A 15,117-nucleotide genomic window follows, 5' to 3' on the forward strand; every position below is an offset into this window, starting at 1 on the left:
ATGACTCCGCCGCGAGGAACACGGTCACCCCGTTACAGGGTGACCGCGATCTCCTCGATCTCGAAGCATTCGATGACGTCGCCGACCCGGATGTCCTCGTAATTGCTGAAGGACATGCCGCATTCGTAGCCCTCGCGCACTTCCTTGACGTCGTCCTTGAAGCGCTTGAGCTGGCCGAGATCGCCGGTGTGGATGACCACGTTGTCGCGCAGCAGGCGGACCCTCGAGCCGCGCTTGACGATGCCCTCGGTGATCATGCAGCCCGCCACCTTGCCCACCTTGGTGATGTTGAACACCTCGCGGATGGACGCGTAGCCCAGGAAGCGCTCGCGCAGTTCCGGCGCCAGCATGCCCGACAGCATCTTCTTCAGGTCGTCGGTGACGTCGTAGATGATGGAGTAGTAGCGGATATCCACGCCATCGCGGCGGGCCATGTCACGGGCCTGGGGATTGGCGCGGACGTTGAAGCCGATCAGCAGGCCGTTGGAGGCCTTGGCCAGCGTGATGTCCGACTCGTTGATGGCGCCCACGGCGGCATGCAGGATGCGCACCTTGACGTTCTCGTTGCCCATCTTCTCCAGCGTGGCGGAGATGGCCTCGATGGAGCCCTGCACGTCGCCCTTGATGACCACGGGCAGTTCCTGGGCCTCGCCCGACTTGATGGCGGAGAACATCTGCTCCAGCGTGCCGCGGGTGGCCAGCTTGGCCTTGGCCTCGCGGTCCATGCGCTGGCGGTAGCCGGCGATCTCGCGGGCGCGGGCCTCGTCCTCGACGGTGATGAAGTCGTCGCCAGCGGCGGGCGTGCCCTGCAGGCCCAGCACCTCGACGGGCGTGGAGGGACCGGCTTCCTTGATGGAATTGCCGTGGTCGTCCACCAGGGCGCGGACGCGGCCCCACTCGGCGCCGGCCACGAAGACGTCGCCCACCTTGAGCGTCCCCTTCTGCACCAGCACGGTGGCCACCGAGCCGCGGCCCTTCTCCATCTTGGCCTCGACCACCACGCCCTGGGCGGCGCGGGTCGGGTTGGCCTTGAGGTCGAGGATCTCGGCCTGCAGCAGGATGGCTTCTTCCAGCTTCTCGAGATTCATCCGCTTCTTGGCGGACACCTCGATGGCCAGCACGTCGCCGCCCAGTTCCTCGGTCACCAGTTCATGCTGCAGCAGCTCCTGGCGGACCTTTTCCGGATTGGCGTCGGGCTTGTCGATCTTGTTGATGGCGACGATGATCGGCACGCCGGCCGCCTTGGCGTGGCGGATGGCTTCCACCGTCTGCGGCATGATGCCGTCATCGGCGGCCACCACGAGGACCACGATGTCGGTCACCTTGGCGCCGCGGGCGCGCATGGCGGTGAAGGCCTCGTGGCCGGGAGTGTCGATGAAGGTGATCTTGTCGCCCGAGCTCATGGTCACCTGATAGGCGCCGATGTGCTGGGTGATGCCGCCGGCCTCGCCCGACACCACGTCGGTGGCGCGCAGCGCGTCCAGCAGCGAGGTCTTGCCGTGGTCGACGTGGCCCATGACGGTGACCACCGGCGGACGGGCGATCAGCGCCTCGTCGGTGTCGGCCTCGCCCTCCAGGCCGACCAGGACGTCGGCCTCGGACACGCGCTTCATGTTGTGGCCGAACTCGGTCACCACCAGCTCGGCGGTGTCGGCGTCGATGTTCTGGTTGATGGTGGCCATCACGCCGAGACGCATCAGGCACTTGATCACGTCGGCGCCGCGCACCGCCATGCGGTTGGCCAGCTCCTGCACCGTGATGCTTTCGGGCACGATCACCTCGCGGATGACCTTTTCCGAGCCCTTCTGCATGTGCTTGAGGCGCTCGCGCTCACGGGCGCGCTTGACGGCGGCCAGCGAGCGGCCGCGCTCGGAGCGGTCGTCGTCGGTCAGCGCGTCGGTGATGGTCAGCTTGCCGGTGCGGCGACGGGGCTCGGTACGCTTGACCGGGGCGGGCTTGTGGGCGGCGGCGCGCTTCTTGGCGCGCTCCTCTTCCTCTTCCTCTTCCTCGGTGCGGCCACGCGGAGCGGCGGGGGCTTCGCCGGCCGGAGCCGCCGGAGCGGCGGCGACGGGCTTGGGCTGGGCCGGAGCGACGGGGGCGGCCGGAGCCGCCGGAGCCGCCGGAGCGGCGGCGACCGGAGCGGCAGGAGCGGGGGCCTCGGCCGCCGGGGCCTCGGGCTCGGGCTGCGGCTCGGCGGCATGCCTGGCGGCCTCTTCCTCGGCGAGACGCTGGGCCTCTTCCTCGGCGGCGCGGGCGGCCTCTTCCTCGGCGGCGCGGCGGATGGCGTCTTCCTCGGCGCGGGCGCGCAGTTCTTCCTCGTGGCGCAGAGCGTCCTGCAGCGCCTTGGCGCGGGCGGCCTTCTCGCCCGACGTCAGGTCGTGGGCGCTGGCGGCGCGGCTGGCGGCCTCCACCTTGGCCACGGCGGCGGCGAGATCGGCCTCGGCGACGGAATGGGCGCCGTCCTTGACCTCGTGCATGGCGCCGCCGGCACTCGAGAAGGTGCGCTTCTTGCGGACCTCGACGGTCACCACCTTGGATCGTCCATGGGAGAAGCTCTGCCGGACCTGGCCGGTCTCGACGGTCTTCTTCAGCTCCAGCTTACCCGGCTGGGTCAGCTTCAGCGGGGCCTTACGGTCTTGATCCTGGGAATCGCTCATGTACGACTTCGTCTCTTCTGCAAAAAATCATCCACGGAAACCGGCAAGCAACGCCGCGTCATCCTTGAGACGCTGCGCCAGCCTGCCCGGAGACACGCAGACATGAACGGCCGCGTCGCGGCCAAAAACGGTGCCCAACTCGGCCCCGTCGAAAAGCTCGATCACCGGCACGCCGGGGGCCATCGCCTGGACCTTGGCGCGCCCGTCGCGGGCGGCATCCCTGGCCCCTAGAATAACGGCGGCGCGGCGAGACTTGATCTCGGCGCACACCTTCTCGAATCCACAGACCGCCTGACCGGCACGGCGCGCCAGACCCAGAAGATCCAGGCAGCGGCGCGCCAGAAGCGCCTCGATCCGGTCGGCCAAACCTTCCGGGACCGCGACCGGGCGGCGGGCCGCCCGGGCGAAGGACCGTTTGGCCACGGCCGTATTTACCACATCCCGGCTGGCGCTCAACCAGATTCCCCGTCCGGGCAACTCATGGCCGGGGTCCGGAAACAGCGTACCATCGGGCGCCACGGCGAACCGCAGCAATTCCGACTTGGGGCGGACCTGACCGGTGACGACGCAGCGGCGCTGCGGTCCGGTCCCCTCCTCGTACTCGTCCTCTTCGGGGAGGCCGGCCATGCGGCCATCCTCCCCCTTACTTGCCGTCCTCGAACCAGTGAGCGCGGGCCGCCATGATCACGGCGTTGGCCTCGTCCTCGCTCATGGCATCCTTGCCCAGGATGTCGAGGAGTTCGTCGCCGGCCAGGTCGCCCAGGTCGTCCAGGGTCTTGATGCCCTTGTCGCCCAGCTTGACCAGCATGGAGGGGGCCAGCCCCTCGATGGCAGCCATCTCGTCGGCGACGCCCATGTCCTTGCGCATCTGGTCGTAGCGCTCGTCCTGCTCGGCCAGGAAGTTCCGCGCCCGGGTCTGCAGCTCCTCGGCGACGTTCTCGTCGAAGCCTTCGATGTCGGCGATGTCCTCGGCCGGCACGTAGGCCACCTCCTCCACCGAGGAGAAGCCCTCGGTGACCAGCAGATGGGCGATGACGTCGTCAACGTCCAGGGCCTGGATGAACATGTTGGAGCGCGAGCGGAATTCCTCGGTGCGGCGCTCGGATTCCTCGGCCTCGGTGAGGATGTCGATGTTCCACTGGGTCAGCTGGCTGGCCAGACGCACGTTCTGGCCGCGACGGCCGATGGCGAGAGACAGCTGGTCGTCGGGCACCACCACCTCGATGCGGCCGGCTTCCTCGTCCAGCACCACCTTAGTGACTTCGGCGGGGGCGAGACCGTTGACCACGAAGGTGGCGACGTCGGGCGACCACTGGATGATGTCGATCTTCTCGCCCTGCAGCTCGGCCACCACCGCCTGGACGCGGCTTCCGCGCATGCCGACGCAGGCGCCCACGGGATCGATGGAGGAATCGTGGGACAGCACGGCGATCTTGGCGCGCGAGCCGGGATCACGGGCCACCGCCTTGATCTCGATGATGCCGTCGTAGATTTCCGGCACTTCCTGGGCGAACAGCTTGGCCATGAAGATGGGATGGGTGCGCGACAGGAAGATCTGCGGCCCCCGGGGCTCCTGGCGGACGTCGTAGATGTAGGCGCGCACACGGTCGCCGGTGCGGAAGGTCTCGCGCGGGATCAGTTCGTCGCGGCGCAGCAGCGCCTCGGCCCGGCCGAGATCGACGATGACATTACCGAACTCGACGCGCTTGACCAGGCCGTTGCTGATCTCGCCGACGCGGTCCTTGTATTCGTTGAACTGGCGCTGGCGCTCGGCGTCCCTGACCTTCTGGACGATGACCTGCTTGGCGGTCTGGGCGGCGATGCGGCCGAAATCGATGGGCGGCAGCGGATCCACCAGGAAGTCGCCCACCTGGGCGTCGGGCTTCTTGCGCAGCGCCTGCTTCAAGGTGAACTGAGTGGCCTCGTTCTCGACCTCCTCGACCACCTCGATATAGCGGGCCAGCTGGATTTCGCCGGTCTTGCGGTCGATGTGGGCGCGAATGTCGTGCTCGTGGCCGTACTTGGAGCGGCCGGCCTTTTGAATGGCCTGCTCCATGGCTTCGAGAACCTCGTCGCGGTCGATGCCCTTGTCGCGGGCGACGGCGTCGGCCACCTGAAGGAGTTCGGGGCGGGGAAGTGCGGCGATCCGTTCCATGGTCCTAATGCGTCCTCACTCTTCCTGGTCTTGCATGGTCGCGGCGATCAGTTCGTCGGTCAGCACCAGCTTGGCGCCGCGAACATCGGCCAGCGGAATGGCGACTTCGCCGGTTTCGACGGCGAGGCGCACGAAGGCCCCCGTCTCGTCCAAACCCAGCAGCTTGCCCCGGAACCGCTTGCGCCCGTCGATGGGCTGGCACGATTCCATCTTGGCCTCGAACCCCGCCCATGCGACGAAGTCCTTGGCCCGGGTCAGCGGACGGTCGATGCCCGGCGAGCTCACCTCGAGGGTGTAGGCCGCCGAGATGGGGTCCTCCACATCCAGCAGGGCCGAAACCGAGCGGCTGATGTCGGCGCAATCGTCCACGGCCATCATCACGCCGTCCTTGCGGTCCGCCATGATCTGAAGCGTGAGCCGCTGCTTTCCCTGCAGCTGCACCCGCACCAGCTCGTACCCCATGGCGTCCAGTGACGGCGCGATCAGGGCCTCCAAACGGCTTTGAAGATCCATAACCCTGTCGCCTTGCGACCTAACGTTGGTCCCTAAAAACAAAAAAAGTGGGCCACTGGCCCACCCTCACAATCCCGTCGGACGGGAATATAAGAATGTGTCTTGGCGTCAATATAGCCATTTCGGCGGCGGAGGCAAGAATTCTTGTGATTGCCATCTCTGACCCGCCCGCGATAACGCCACGCCGCCGGAGCGGGCCGCATCGGCACCCTGCCATCAAACGCGTATGGAGATCCGCCATTGATTGAATACAGCAGTTTTTACCGTCATTATGGACCGAACATGGCCAGTCGCGACAACCAAACCCAGCATTCGCTCAAGCCAAACCAAGATAGACGGCAGACTCCACCGTTAAGTTGAATTTTCCAGAATCCGAAGGAGCCCGCATGCGAGAAATCGATCCTCGAGCTCGAGCCCGCATTGAAGGCGAGCACATACCGCAAAGCCTACTCATCCCTGTCGTCGCCGCAGGCGAGCCCGAGATTGAGAAGTACGTGGGAACCATTGTCCGCGAACTGTCCCGACCAGGAACGCGCCGCGCATTCCTGGTGGAGGCATCCCCTTATCGCGAAATAGATGAAACTCTCCGTATCTGGCATCATCCACGGCATGCCGAGTTGTACAGGGAGCTTCAGGTGTGGGTGCATGTTGACTACACAATGTACAGAAATGCTTACAAGAAAGGACTTCCGGACGAATCGATTGATGGCCTTGTATTGGCCCATTGCCGTGGCCGCCCGCAGGTCCGATTGATGGAATATGCCTACGTTCGGCTTGTGCCGGTCGACAAGACGGTCAACTCAAGCAGTGTTCTGTCGGAAATATGGGGATGTGCCCGCTATTACGCATACAATGACAACGGAACAATTGACAAAAGCAGGAAGTCAAAATCCCTTCTTCGCCACTTGTCCAACAAACCCGACATACTCTATGCAGATACAACGGAAATTTTGCTCATGCTGGGAGAGAAGGTCGGCGGAGGTATAATGGAAATACCATATTACGCAGAAGAATTATTTATGCCTGTTGGCTCCCCTCCTCTCCCTGAACTTGAGGGCGGAAGCGGAAATTACCATTGGACACATTTAGACACGGCTGAGTAAGTACTTCTCCGCCGTAGCCAGGCTACCCTATGCCTTGAGAATCCTCGGCACCGAATTGAGCCGCAGGCGGAAGGCGTCGGGCATGCCCGAGCCCAGCAGCGGCCGCAGGTACATGCGGAACGCGTCGGTGACGTCGGTGCCGGACGGCGCGATGAAGTGGTCCTCCATCACCCGGGTCTTGCCGGCCACGTCCTCCAGCGGCAGCAGCCTGTAATCCACCGAGTAGAAGCCGGTGCGCTGGATGGCCACCGAGCCGTCGCGATCGCCCCACATGGCGAATTGCACCGCCTTTTCCCCCACCTCGCGGGCCTCGCGCTGGTCCACGTCCGAGACGCAGCCGATGAAGGAGCGCTGCAGGTAGCCGAAAGTGTCGCCCCTGACCCGCTTGATGCCCAGCTTGTCCTTGACCTCCTCGCACAACAGGTCGGACAGCGCCCCGGTGCCCGACAGCTGGATGTTGCCGTGGGCGTCCTGCTCGGTGGCCTTGGCCAGCCGGGTGATGATGGGCGCGCCGCTCTCGTCGTGGATGCCCTCGGACAGGGCGACCACGCAGCGGCCGTATTTGTCGTAGGCGGCCTTCACGTCGGTGAGGAAGCTTTCCACCGAGAAGACGCGCTCGGGCAGGTAGATCAGGTGCGGTCCGTCGTCGGGGAACTTCTTACCCAGGGCAGAGGCGGCGGTGAGGAAGCCGGCGTGGCGGCCCATCACCACCGCCAGATAGACTCCCCGCAGCGCCGCGTTGTCCAGGTTCACCCCCATGAAGGCCTGGGCGACGAAGCGGGCCGCCGAGGGAAAGCCCGGCGTGTGGTCGTTCAGCACCAGATCGTTGTCGATGGTCTTGGGGATATGGATGCAGCGCAGCGGATAGCCGGCGTTGCGCGCCTCCTCCGAGACGATGCGCACGGTGTCCGACGAATCGTTGCCGCCGATGTAGAAGAAATAGGCGATGCCGTGGGCCTTCAAGACCTCGAAGATCTCGTGGCAGTACTTGAGGTCCGGCTTGTCCCGCGTCGAGCCCAGGGCCGAGGACGGCGTCTGGGCCACCATTTCCAGGTTGTGGCTGGTCTCCTGGGTGAGGTCGAGGAAATCCTCGTTGACGATGCCGCGCACCCCGTGATGGGCGCCGTAGACCAGATCGACGTTGCGGAATTTCCGGGATTCCAGGACGGCGCCGACCATGGACTGGTTGATCACCGCCGTGGGGCCGCCGCCCTGGGCCACCAGGACCTTGCCGTGCAGCATGGATCGCCTCCCTTGTGTGGTGTCCGAACAGGATAGCCCCTTTTTGCCGGGCCGCCAGCGACCAATATGAGGGGGAGCCAATGCTTGGATGGGGATGGATTTTGCCCGCGCCGCCGCTCCGCGTCTTCGACTCCCCCTGCAAATCCGTCTGCCGCATCGACGACCGGCTGGGCTGGTGCATCGGCTGCAGGCGCACCCGGGCCGAGATCAAGGCCTGGTCCACCGCCAGCGACGCCGAGAAGGGCGAAATCCTGGCCCGGCTTCCCGCCCGCGCCGCCGCCGAGGCGGACGTCCTCGCCGCGCCGCCGCCCTCCCGCACTGTCATAAAACTGTAATATTATTAAGCCGCTAGCCGCCATTCGTATGGCTTCTGCCCGGTCGTACGATGAGGTACTCAATAGGCAAGCTAGGTAAGTGCCTTATTGGGGGATGGTATGGCAGGATTGCTCTCTCGCTTTTCATTGAAGGTCCAGATTGGATCTCTGGTCGCCCTGGCTGGAGCGATTCTCGGCATATGCATCGCGGTGCAGTGGGCGGCGAGAGAGAGCATCGCCCGGGTCGATGCGCGTCTCGCCGCCGAGACCGCCGTGGCCGAGCGGGCCGCCAACCTGGAGGCCGGCCTGCTCAACGCCCGGCGCAACGAGAAGGATTTTCTGCTGCGCCGCGCCACCCAATATGTGGACGAGCACGCCAAGACCATGGCGGCGGTCAATGCCGCCATGGACGGCATCGCGGCCGCGCTTCCCCCAGGCGATCCGCGTCATTCCCGAGTGGATACGGTCCGCAGGGGCATCGCCGGGTATTCCCAGACCTTCGCCGCCGTTGCCGCCGCCGAGGTCAAGGTCGGCCTGAGCGAGAAGGACGGTCTGCTGGGAATGCTGCGCGCCTCGGTGCACGAGGTGGAAGCCGCGTTGAAGACTCATGACGAGCCGCGCCTGCAGGTGTTGATGCTGATGATGCGGCGCCACGAAAAGGATTTCCTCGCCCGCCTCGACCCGAAATACATGGACGATCTTGCCCGGCGCGGCGCCGAGTTCGAGAAGGCGTTGGCGGCTTCGGCCATTCCCGCCGCCGAGCGGGCGGCGATCCAGGAGCGGATGGGCGCCTATCAGCGCGATTTCCGCGCCGCCGCCGAAGCCATGCTGACGTCGCGCGACACCGCCAAGGCCATGAGCGAAGCCTATGCCGCCGCCGCTCCCGCCATCCAGGCCCTGGAGGATGCCGCCCGCGCCGCCATGACCACCGCCCGCGCCGAGGCCGGACAGGTCAACGCCACCGCCAGCCGCACCATGACCTGGGTGATGCTGGCCGGCTTCGCGCTGATGCTGGCGGTCGGCTCCCTGGTCGCACGCTCCATATATCGCCCGCTCACCGCCATGACGGCGCTGATGGAACGGCTGGCCAAGGGTGAAATGGGCATCGCCGTGCCCGGTCAGGAGCGCGGCGACGAAGTGGGCGCCATGGCCCGCTCGGTGCAGCGCTTCAAGGAAGAGCTGACCGAGGCCGAACGCCTGCGCGCCGCCCAGGAGGACGAACGCCGCAAGGCGGAGCACGACAAGATCGCCGCCCTGCAGGGCATGGCGGAAACGGTGGAGCGGGAAACCCGGGCCGCCGTCGACCGCATCGCCGAGATGACCCGGCGCATGGCCGACAATGCCGGCGGCATGGCCCAGAGCGCGGCGGCGGTGGGCGACAACTCGCAGAACGTCGCCGCCGCCGCGACCCAGGCCCTGGCCAACGCCCAGACCGTGGCCTCGGCGGCGGAGGAACTTTCGGCGTCCATCCGCGAGATTTCCACCCAGGTGGGTACTGCGACCCGCGTCACCGAGGTAGCGGTCGCCACCTCGACCGAGGCTCAACGGACCATCATTCAACTGTCCGAGGCGGTCAACCGGATCGGCGAGGTCGCCAACCTCATCAACGACATCGCGTCGCAGACCAACCTGCTGGCGCTCAACGCCACCATCGAGGCGGCAAGGGCGGGCGAGGCCGGCAAGGGCTTCGCCGTGGTCGCGGGCGAGGTCAAGAACCTCGCCAACCAGACCGCCAGGGCCACCGAGGAGATCACCGCCCAGATCGCCGAGATCCAGGCCACCACGCAAAATGCCGTCCGTTCGGTGGGAGAGATCACCACGGCCATCGGCGATGTCCAAGGGGTGTCGGCGGCGGTCGCCACCGCCATCGAGGAGCAGGGCGCCGCCACCCAGGAAATCGCCCGCAACGTGGCCCAGACCTCGGATGCCGCCAACGAGGTGGCGGAGCGTATCGCCAAGGTCTCGGCCGAGGCCTCCCATACCGGCCAGCGGGCCGCCCAGGTGGGCAGCGTCTCGCACGAGGTGGCCGGCGGCATCGACCGCCTGCGCGAGATCCTGGTCCGGGTGGTGCGCACCGCCACCAAGGAGGTCAACCGGCGCGAGAAGCCCCGTTATCGCCTGGACGGCTCCGGCACGATCACCATTGGCGGGGCCACCGTGGTGGCGCGGCTGATAAATTGTTCGGAAGGCGGCTTCACCGCAATCGGCGATTTTGCCGGCATCACGCCGTCGGCCCGTATCCAATTGAGTCTTCCCGGGCTCTCTCGATCGGTGCCGGCGGTGGTCAAGGAAATCGAGCACGGCCGCCTTCACGGCGAGTTCGACATGCCTGCATCCGACATGCCCGGCTGGTCGGGAGAATTCTCCCGTCTGGTCGCCGGTTCGTCCCCCGTCGAGGATGCGGCATGAATTTGAATCGGTTAGGCGCGGTTCTTCGCAATTCGATTCAGATAGCCGTTGACTCTGCCTTGGGGGTGAGTATATTTCGGCCCTCTCGCGCGGTGGGCTCCCTTCGCGCGTCACTGTTTCTTTTGCTCAGGTAGAATCGTCATGTTCGCAGTCATCCAGACCGGCGGTAAGCAGTACAAGGTCGCTTCGGGCGACGTGATCCGCGTCGAGAAGCTGGCCGGCGAGGCCGGTGCCGAGGTTGTGCTCGACCAGGTGCTGATGGTCGGCGAGAAGATCGGCGCGCCCGTCGTGGCCGGCGCCAGCGTGAAGGCCACCGTGGTGGCCCAGGCCCGCGGCGAGAAGATCATCGTCTTCAAGAAGCGCCGCCGCCAGAACTCGCGCCGCAAGAACGGCCACCGCCAGGACCTGACGATCCTGCGCATCACCGACATTTCCGCCGGCTGATCGCCCGCGCGCCGATACTAGGAGAGTAGACTATGGCTCATAAAAAGGCTGGCGGTTCGTCCCGCAACGGCCGCGACTCCGCGGGTCAGCGGCTCGGCGTCAAGAAGTTCGGCGGCGAGATCGTCATCCCCGGCAACATCATCGTGCGCCAGCGCGGCACCAAGTTCTACGCCGGCACCAATGTGGGCATGGGCAAGGATCACACCCTGTTCGCCACCGCCGCCGGCAAGGTGACCTTCAAGCACAAGGCCGAGGGCCGCACCTTCGTGGTCGTCGAGCCCCTGCCGGAGGCCGCCGAATAAGGCCGTTCCCGGACGCTTGCGTTTTTAAGGAAGGGGAACGGTTCGCCGTTCCCCTTTTGCTTTTCCGGTCACCTGCCTACTCTCGTCATCGCCGGGCTTGACCCGGCGATCCATGGATGCCCGGATCAGGTCCGGGCATGACGGATAATCAGCACACTGACCTTTGCTCCGTTGCGGATACGCCAATTATGAAGTTCCTCGATCAGGCCAAGATTTTCGTGAAATCCGGCGACGGCGGCGCCGGCTGCTGCTCGTTCAGGCGCGAGAAGCACATCGAATTCGGCGGGCCCGACGGCGGCGACGGCGGGCGGGGCGGCGACGTCATCCTGGAATGCGTGGCCAACCTCAACACCCTGATCGACTACCGCTACCAGCAGCATTTCAAGGCCAAGATCGGCAATCACGGCCAGGGCCGCAACAAGACCGGCGGCAAGGGCGACGACGTGATCCTGAAGGTGCCGGTGGGCACCCAGGTGCTGGACGAGGACAAGGAGACGGTGCTGGCCGACCTCACCCAGGCGGGGCAGCGCGTCGTCCTGCTCAGGGGCGGCGACGGCGGCTTCGGCAACATGCACTACAAGTCGTCCACCAACCAGGCGCCCCGGCGCGCCGACGAGGGCTGGCCCGGCGAGGAATGCTGGATCTGGCTGCGTCTCAAGATGATCGCCGACGCCGGCCTGGTGGGGCTGCCCAATGCCGGCAAGTCCACCTTCCTGGCCGCCGTGACCCGGGCGCGGCCCAAGATCGCCGACTACCCCTTCACCACGCTGCATCCCAATCTGGGTGTCGTCACCCTGGGCGAGGAAGAGTTCGTCATCGCCGACATTCCCGGCCTGATCGAGGGCGCCCACGAGGGCGCCGGCATCGGCGACCGCTTCCTGGGCCATATCGAGCGCTGCCGCGTGCTGCTGCACCTGATCGATGGGACCGCCGATGACGTGGCCGAGGCCTACCGCGTGGTGCGCCACGAACTGGCCGCCTATGGCGGCGGACTGGACGAGAAGCCCGAGGTGGTGGCGCTCAACAAGTGCGACTCGCTGACCGCCGACGACATCGAGCTGAAGCTGATGGAGCTGACCGAAGCCTGCGGCCAGGAGGTCCTGCCCCTGTCCGGCGTGTCGGGCGTCGGCCTGAAGCCCATCCTGGCCCGGCTGTTCACCCACATCAAGGAAGCCCGCGAGGAAGAGCCCGAGGTGCCTGCCGCCTCGGCGGTGTTCGGCTCGGGCAAGCGCGGCGCCCCCACCTTCCAGCAAAGGAAGCGCAAGGCCGAGGCCGAGGACGACCAGTTCGCCGGCGGCCATTGGGGCGCCGACGGCGAATGGATCTGGCATGATGACGAAGGCGGCGACGACGAGGATTACGACGAGGAAATGGAAGAAGGAGACGAGGAGGAATGACCTTCGTTCCTGTCATCCCGACGACCATCGGGAGGAGGGATCTCGTCCTGACCGAACGGTGCCGTATCGGCACCGCCTCTCAGAGCGGAGATCCCTCGCTTACGCTCGGGATGACAAGCCTTCTTGGGTGGAGCGCCCCGTGAGCCAACTCGCCTCCGCCAAGCGCCTGATCGTCAAGATCGGCTCCTCGCTGCTGGTGGATGATTCCACCGGCCAGGTGAAGCGCGCCTGGCTGGAAACCCTGGCCGCCGACATCGCCGCCTGCAAGGCGCGCGGCCAGGAGGTCATCGTGGTGTCCTCGGGCGCCGTGGCGGTGGGACGGCGCAAGCTGGGCCTCACTCCGCCCCTGAAGCTGGAAGAGAAGCAGGCCGCCGCCGCCACGGGGCAGATCCGTCTGGCCCACGCCTGGCAGGAGGCCCTGGCCCATCACCAGATCACCGTGGCCCAGGTGCTGCTGACACTGGACGATTCCGAGAACCGGCGGCGCTACCTCAACGCCCGCTCGACGCTGGAGACCCTGCTTCGCCTCGGCGCCGTGCCGGTGATCAACGAGAACGACACGGTGGCCACCGCCGAGATCCGCGTCGGCGACAACGACCGCCTCGCCGCCCGCGTGGCCCAGATGGTGTCGGCCGACGCCCTGGTGCTGTTCTCCGACATCGACGGCCTTTATACCGCCGATCCGCGCAAGGACGCGACCGCCACCTTCATTCCCGAGGTGCGCGAGCTGACCCCGGAGATCGAGGCCATGGCCGGCGATCCCGGCTCGGCCTACGGCTCGGGCGGCATGGTCACCAAGCTGGTGGCGGCCCGCATCTGCCTGTCGGCCGGCTGCCGCATGGCCATCACCCGGGGCGAGCCCCTGCATCCGCTCAGGACCATCGAGGAGGGCGGGCGCTGCACCTGGTTCCTGCCCTCGTCCGAACCCAGGACGGCGCGCAAGCAATGGATCTTCGGCTCCATGAAGCCCGCCGGGACGGTGGTGCTGGATGCCGGCGCCGCCCGCGCCCTGGCCCAGGGCCGTTCCCTGCTGCCCGCCGGCGTCACGGCGGTGGAAGGCGAGTTCGAGCGCGGCGATTGCGTCCTGGTCAAGGACGCTTCCGCCAAGGTGCTGGGACGCGGCCTGGTGGCCTATTCCAGCACGGATGCCCGCGCCGTCATGGGCCGCAAATCGGGCGAGATCGAGGCCATCCTGGGCTTCAAGGGCCGCGACGAACTGATCCACCGCGACGATCTGGTGATGGAGGGATGATGATGAGCGACCTTCAGGCGATGATGACCGAGCTGGGCCGTCGCGCCCGCGCCGCCGCCCGCATCCTCGCCCTCACCCCGTCGGCGGACAAGGACAAGGCGCTGCGCGCCGCGGCCCAGGCCATCCGCATCGATGCCAGGCTGATCATGGAGGCCAATTCCAAGGACATGGCGGCGGGCGAGGCCAAGGGCCTCTCCAAGGCCATGCTCGACCGCCTGATGCTCAACCCGGCCCGCATCGAGGCCATGGCCAAGGGGCTGGAGGACATCGCGCGGCTGCCCGATCCGGTGGGGCGCTCGCTGGCGGAATGGACCCGGCCCAACGGCATGCACATTTCCCGCGTCGCCGTGCCCTTGGGCGTCATCGGCATCATCTACGAGAGCCGGCCCAACGTCACCGCCGACGCCGCCGCTTTGTGCCTGAAGTCGGGCAACGCCACCATCCTGCGCGGGGGCTCGGAAAGCTTCCACTCGTCCCAGGCCATCCTGACGGCGCTGAAGGGCGGCTTCACCGCCTGCGGCCTGCCCGAAGACGCGGTGCAGATGGTGCCCACCACCGACCGCGAGGCGGTGGGGGTGATGCTGCGGCTTTCCGACTATATCGACGTCATCGTGCCCCGTGGCGGCAAGTCCCTGGTGGAGCGCGTGGTGGCCGAGAGCCGCATTCCCCTGTTCCAGCATCTGGAAGGCATCTGCCACACCTACGTGGACGGCTCCGCCGACCTGGAGATGGCCAAGACCATCGTGCTCAACGCCAAGATGCGCCGCACCGGCATCTGCGGCGCCACCGAGACGCTGCTGGTGGACCGGGCCTGCGCCAGGACCCACCTGAAACCCCTGCTCTCCATGCTGATCGATTCGGGCTGCGAGGTGCGGGGCGACCATCTGGCCCAGGAGGCCGATTGCCGCGCCCTGCCGGCCTCCGAGGCCGACTGGAGCACCGAGTACCTGGACGCCATCATCTCGGTGAAGGTGGTCGATGGGGTGAAAGCGGCGGTGGAGCACATCAACACCTACGGCTCGCATCACACCGAGGCGATCATCGCCGAGGACCCGGCCGCCGCCGAGACCTTCCTGAACGGGTGCGATTCCGCCATCGTGCTGTGGAACGCCTCCACCCAGTTCGCCGATGGCGGCGAATTCGGCATGGGCGCCGAGATCGGCATCTCCACCGGCAAGATGCATGCGCGCGGCCCCGTCGGCGTCGAGCAGCTCTGCACCTTCAAATACGTGGTGAAGGGCAGCGGCCAGGTCCGGCCGGGATGAGCGACGGGACTTCCGCTGTCATCCTGAGGCGCAGCCGAAGGATCTTTCAGCCTGCGGCGGCACC

At 66.6% G+C, this 15,117-nt stretch carries 13 protein-coding genes; 8 read left to right on the top strand and 5 right to left on the bottom strand.

Going from position 1 to position 15,117, the window contains the following annotated elements; translation table 11 throughout:
• Nucleotides 1–32 precede the first annotated feature (32 nt).
• Genes infB through rimP form a run of 4 tightly spaced genes read right to left on the bottom strand, consistent with a single transcriptional unit; the run spans nucleotide 33 to nucleotide 5,325 of the window.
• Nucleotides 33–2,657, bottom strand: a complete 2,625-nt coding sequence (gene infB / locus ACV4UZ_RS15750) for a translation initiation factor IF-2 (RefSeq protein WP_491601739.1) — start codon at nucleotides 2,655–2,657, stop codon at nucleotides 33–35.
• Between the two features lie 27 nt (nucleotides 2,658–2,684).
• Complete coding sequence (locus ACV4UZ_RS15755) at nucleotides 2,685–3,284, bottom strand: RNA-binding protein (RefSeq protein WP_491601740.1); 600 nt, start codon at nucleotides 3,282–3,284, stop codon at nucleotides 2,685–2,687.
• Nucleotides 3,285–3,300: 16 nt separating this feature from the next.
• Nucleotides 3,301–4,812, bottom strand: a complete 1,512-nt coding sequence (gene nusA / locus ACV4UZ_RS15760; RefSeq protein ID WP_491601741.1) for a transcription termination factor NusA — start codon at nucleotides 4,810–4,812, stop codon at nucleotides 3,301–3,303.
• 15 nt (nucleotides 4,813–4,827) lie between these two features.
• A complete protein-coding gene (rimP, locus tag ACV4UZ_RS15765) occupies nucleotides 4,828–5,325 on the bottom strand; it encodes a ribosome maturation factor RimP (RefSeq protein ID WP_491601742.1) in 498 nt (165 codons plus the stop codon).
• Nucleotides 5,326–5,711: 386 nt separating this feature from the next.
• Here rimP and ACV4UZ_RS15770 point away from each other — a divergent pair, with 386 nt between their 5' ends.
• Complete coding sequence (locus ACV4UZ_RS15770) at nucleotides 5,712–6,428, top strand: hypothetical protein (RefSeq protein ID WP_491601743.1); 717 nt, start codon at nucleotides 5,712–5,714, stop codon at nucleotides 6,426–6,428.
• A gap of 27 nt (nucleotides 6,429–6,455) precedes the next feature.
• Here ACV4UZ_RS15770 and ACV4UZ_RS15775 read toward each other — a convergent pair whose 3' ends face one another.
• Entirely contained in the window at nucleotides 6,456–7,670 is a 1,215-nt protein-coding gene (locus ACV4UZ_RS15775; protein ID WP_491601744.1) for a 6-phosphofructokinase, read from the bottom strand.
• A gap of 80 nt (nucleotides 7,671–7,750) precedes the next feature.
• On the opposite strand from ACV4UZ_RS15775, the gene ACV4UZ_RS15780 reads away from it, so the two are divergent.
• The 7 genes from ACV4UZ_RS15780 (at nucleotide 7,751) to ACV4UZ_RS15810 (ending at nucleotide 15,053) form a co-directional block, all read left to right on the top strand.
• Nucleotides 7,751–8,005 (top strand): DUF1289 domain-containing protein, encoded by a 255-nt coding sequence (locus ACV4UZ_RS15780; protein ID WP_491601745.1) that lies wholly within the window; start codon nucleotides 7,751–7,753, stop codon nucleotides 8,003–8,005.
• A 126-nt stretch (nucleotides 8,006–8,131) separates the two neighbouring features.
• On the top strand, nucleotides 8,132–10,393 hold the full coding sequence (locus ACV4UZ_RS15785) for a methyl-accepting chemotaxis protein (protein WP_491601746.1): 2,262 nt from the start codon (nucleotides 8,132–8,134) through the stop codon (nucleotides 10,391–10,393).
• Nucleotides 10,394–10,534: 141 nt separating this feature from the next.
• A complete protein-coding gene (gene rplU / locus ACV4UZ_RS15790) occupies nucleotides 10,535–10,837 on the top strand; it encodes a 50S ribosomal protein L21 (RefSeq protein ID WP_068428581.1) in 303 nt (100 codons plus the stop codon).
• A gap of 32 nt (nucleotides 10,838–10,869) precedes the next feature.
• The gene (rpmA, locus tag ACV4UZ_RS15795) at nucleotides 10,870–11,139 is read left to right on the top strand and encodes a 50S ribosomal protein L27 (RefSeq protein ID WP_491601747.1); all 270 of its coding nucleotides are present in this window, start codon (nucleotides 10,870–10,872) and stop codon (nucleotides 11,137–11,139) included.
• Nucleotides 11,140–11,327: 188 nt separating this feature from the next.
• Entirely contained in the window at nucleotides 11,328–12,536 is a 1,209-nt protein-coding gene (gene obgE / locus ACV4UZ_RS15800) for a GTPase ObgE (RefSeq protein ID WP_491601748.1), read from the top strand.
• Nucleotides 12,537–12,675: 139 nt separating this feature from the next.
• The gene (gene proB / locus ACV4UZ_RS15805) at nucleotides 12,676–13,788 is read left to right on the top strand and encodes a glutamate 5-kinase (RefSeq protein ID WP_491601749.1); all 1,113 of its coding nucleotides are present in this window, start codon (nucleotides 12,676–12,678) and stop codon (nucleotides 13,786–13,788) included.
• Nucleotides 13,788–15,053, top strand: a complete 1,266-nt coding sequence (locus ACV4UZ_RS15810; RefSeq protein ID WP_491601750.1) for a glutamate-5-semialdehyde dehydrogenase — start codon at nucleotides 13,788–13,790, stop codon at nucleotides 15,051–15,053. Before proB ends, ACV4UZ_RS15810 begins: the two co-directional genes overlap by 1 nt.
• Nucleotides 15,054–15,117: the final 64 nt, after the last annotated feature.

The organism is Paramagnetospirillum sp. (assembly GCF_058402745.1).

Excerpts from the sequence above, each read along its gene's own strand:
- infB (WP_491601739.1), bottom strand. The coding sequence starts at position 2,657 with ATGAGCGATTCCCAGGATCAAGACCGTAAGGCCCCGCTGAAGCTGACC.
- ACV4UZ_RS15755 (WP_491601740.1), bottom strand. The coding sequence starts at position 3,284 with ATGGCCGGCCTCCCCGAAGAGGACGAGTACGAGGAGGGGACCGGACCG.
- nusA (WP_491601741.1), bottom strand. The coding sequence starts at position 4,812 with ATGGAACGGATCGCCGCACTTCCCCGCCCCGAACTCCTTCAGGTGGCC.
- rimP (WP_491601742.1), bottom strand. The coding sequence starts at position 5,325 with ATGGATCTTCAAAGCCGTTTGGAGGCCCTGATCGCGCCGTCACTGGAC.
- ACV4UZ_RS15770 (WP_491601743.1), top strand. The coding sequence starts at position 5,712 with ATGCGAGAAATCGATCCTCGAGCTCGAGCCCGCATTGAAGGCGAGCAC.
- ACV4UZ_RS15775 (WP_491601744.1), bottom strand. The coding sequence starts at position 7,670 with ATGCTGCACGGCAAGGTCCTGGTGGCCCAGGGCGGCGGCCCCACGGCG.
- ACV4UZ_RS15780 (WP_491601745.1), top strand. The coding sequence starts at position 7,751 with ATGCTTGGATGGGGATGGATTTTGCCCGCGCCGCCGCTCCGCGTCTTC.
- rplU (WP_068428581.1), top strand. The coding sequence starts at position 10,535 with ATGTTCGCAGTCATCCAGACCGGCGGTAAGCAGTACAAGGTCGCTTCG.
- rpmA (WP_491601747.1), top strand. The coding sequence starts at position 10,870 with ATGGCTCATAAAAAGGCTGGCGGTTCGTCCCGCAACGGCCGCGACTCC.
- obgE (WP_491601748.1), top strand. The coding sequence starts at position 11,328 with ATGAAGTTCCTCGATCAGGCCAAGATTTTCGTGAAATCCGGCGACGGC.
- ACV4UZ_RS15810 (WP_491601750.1), top strand. The coding sequence starts at position 13,788 with ATGATGAGCGACCTTCAGGCGATGATGACCGAGCTGGGCCGTCGCGCC.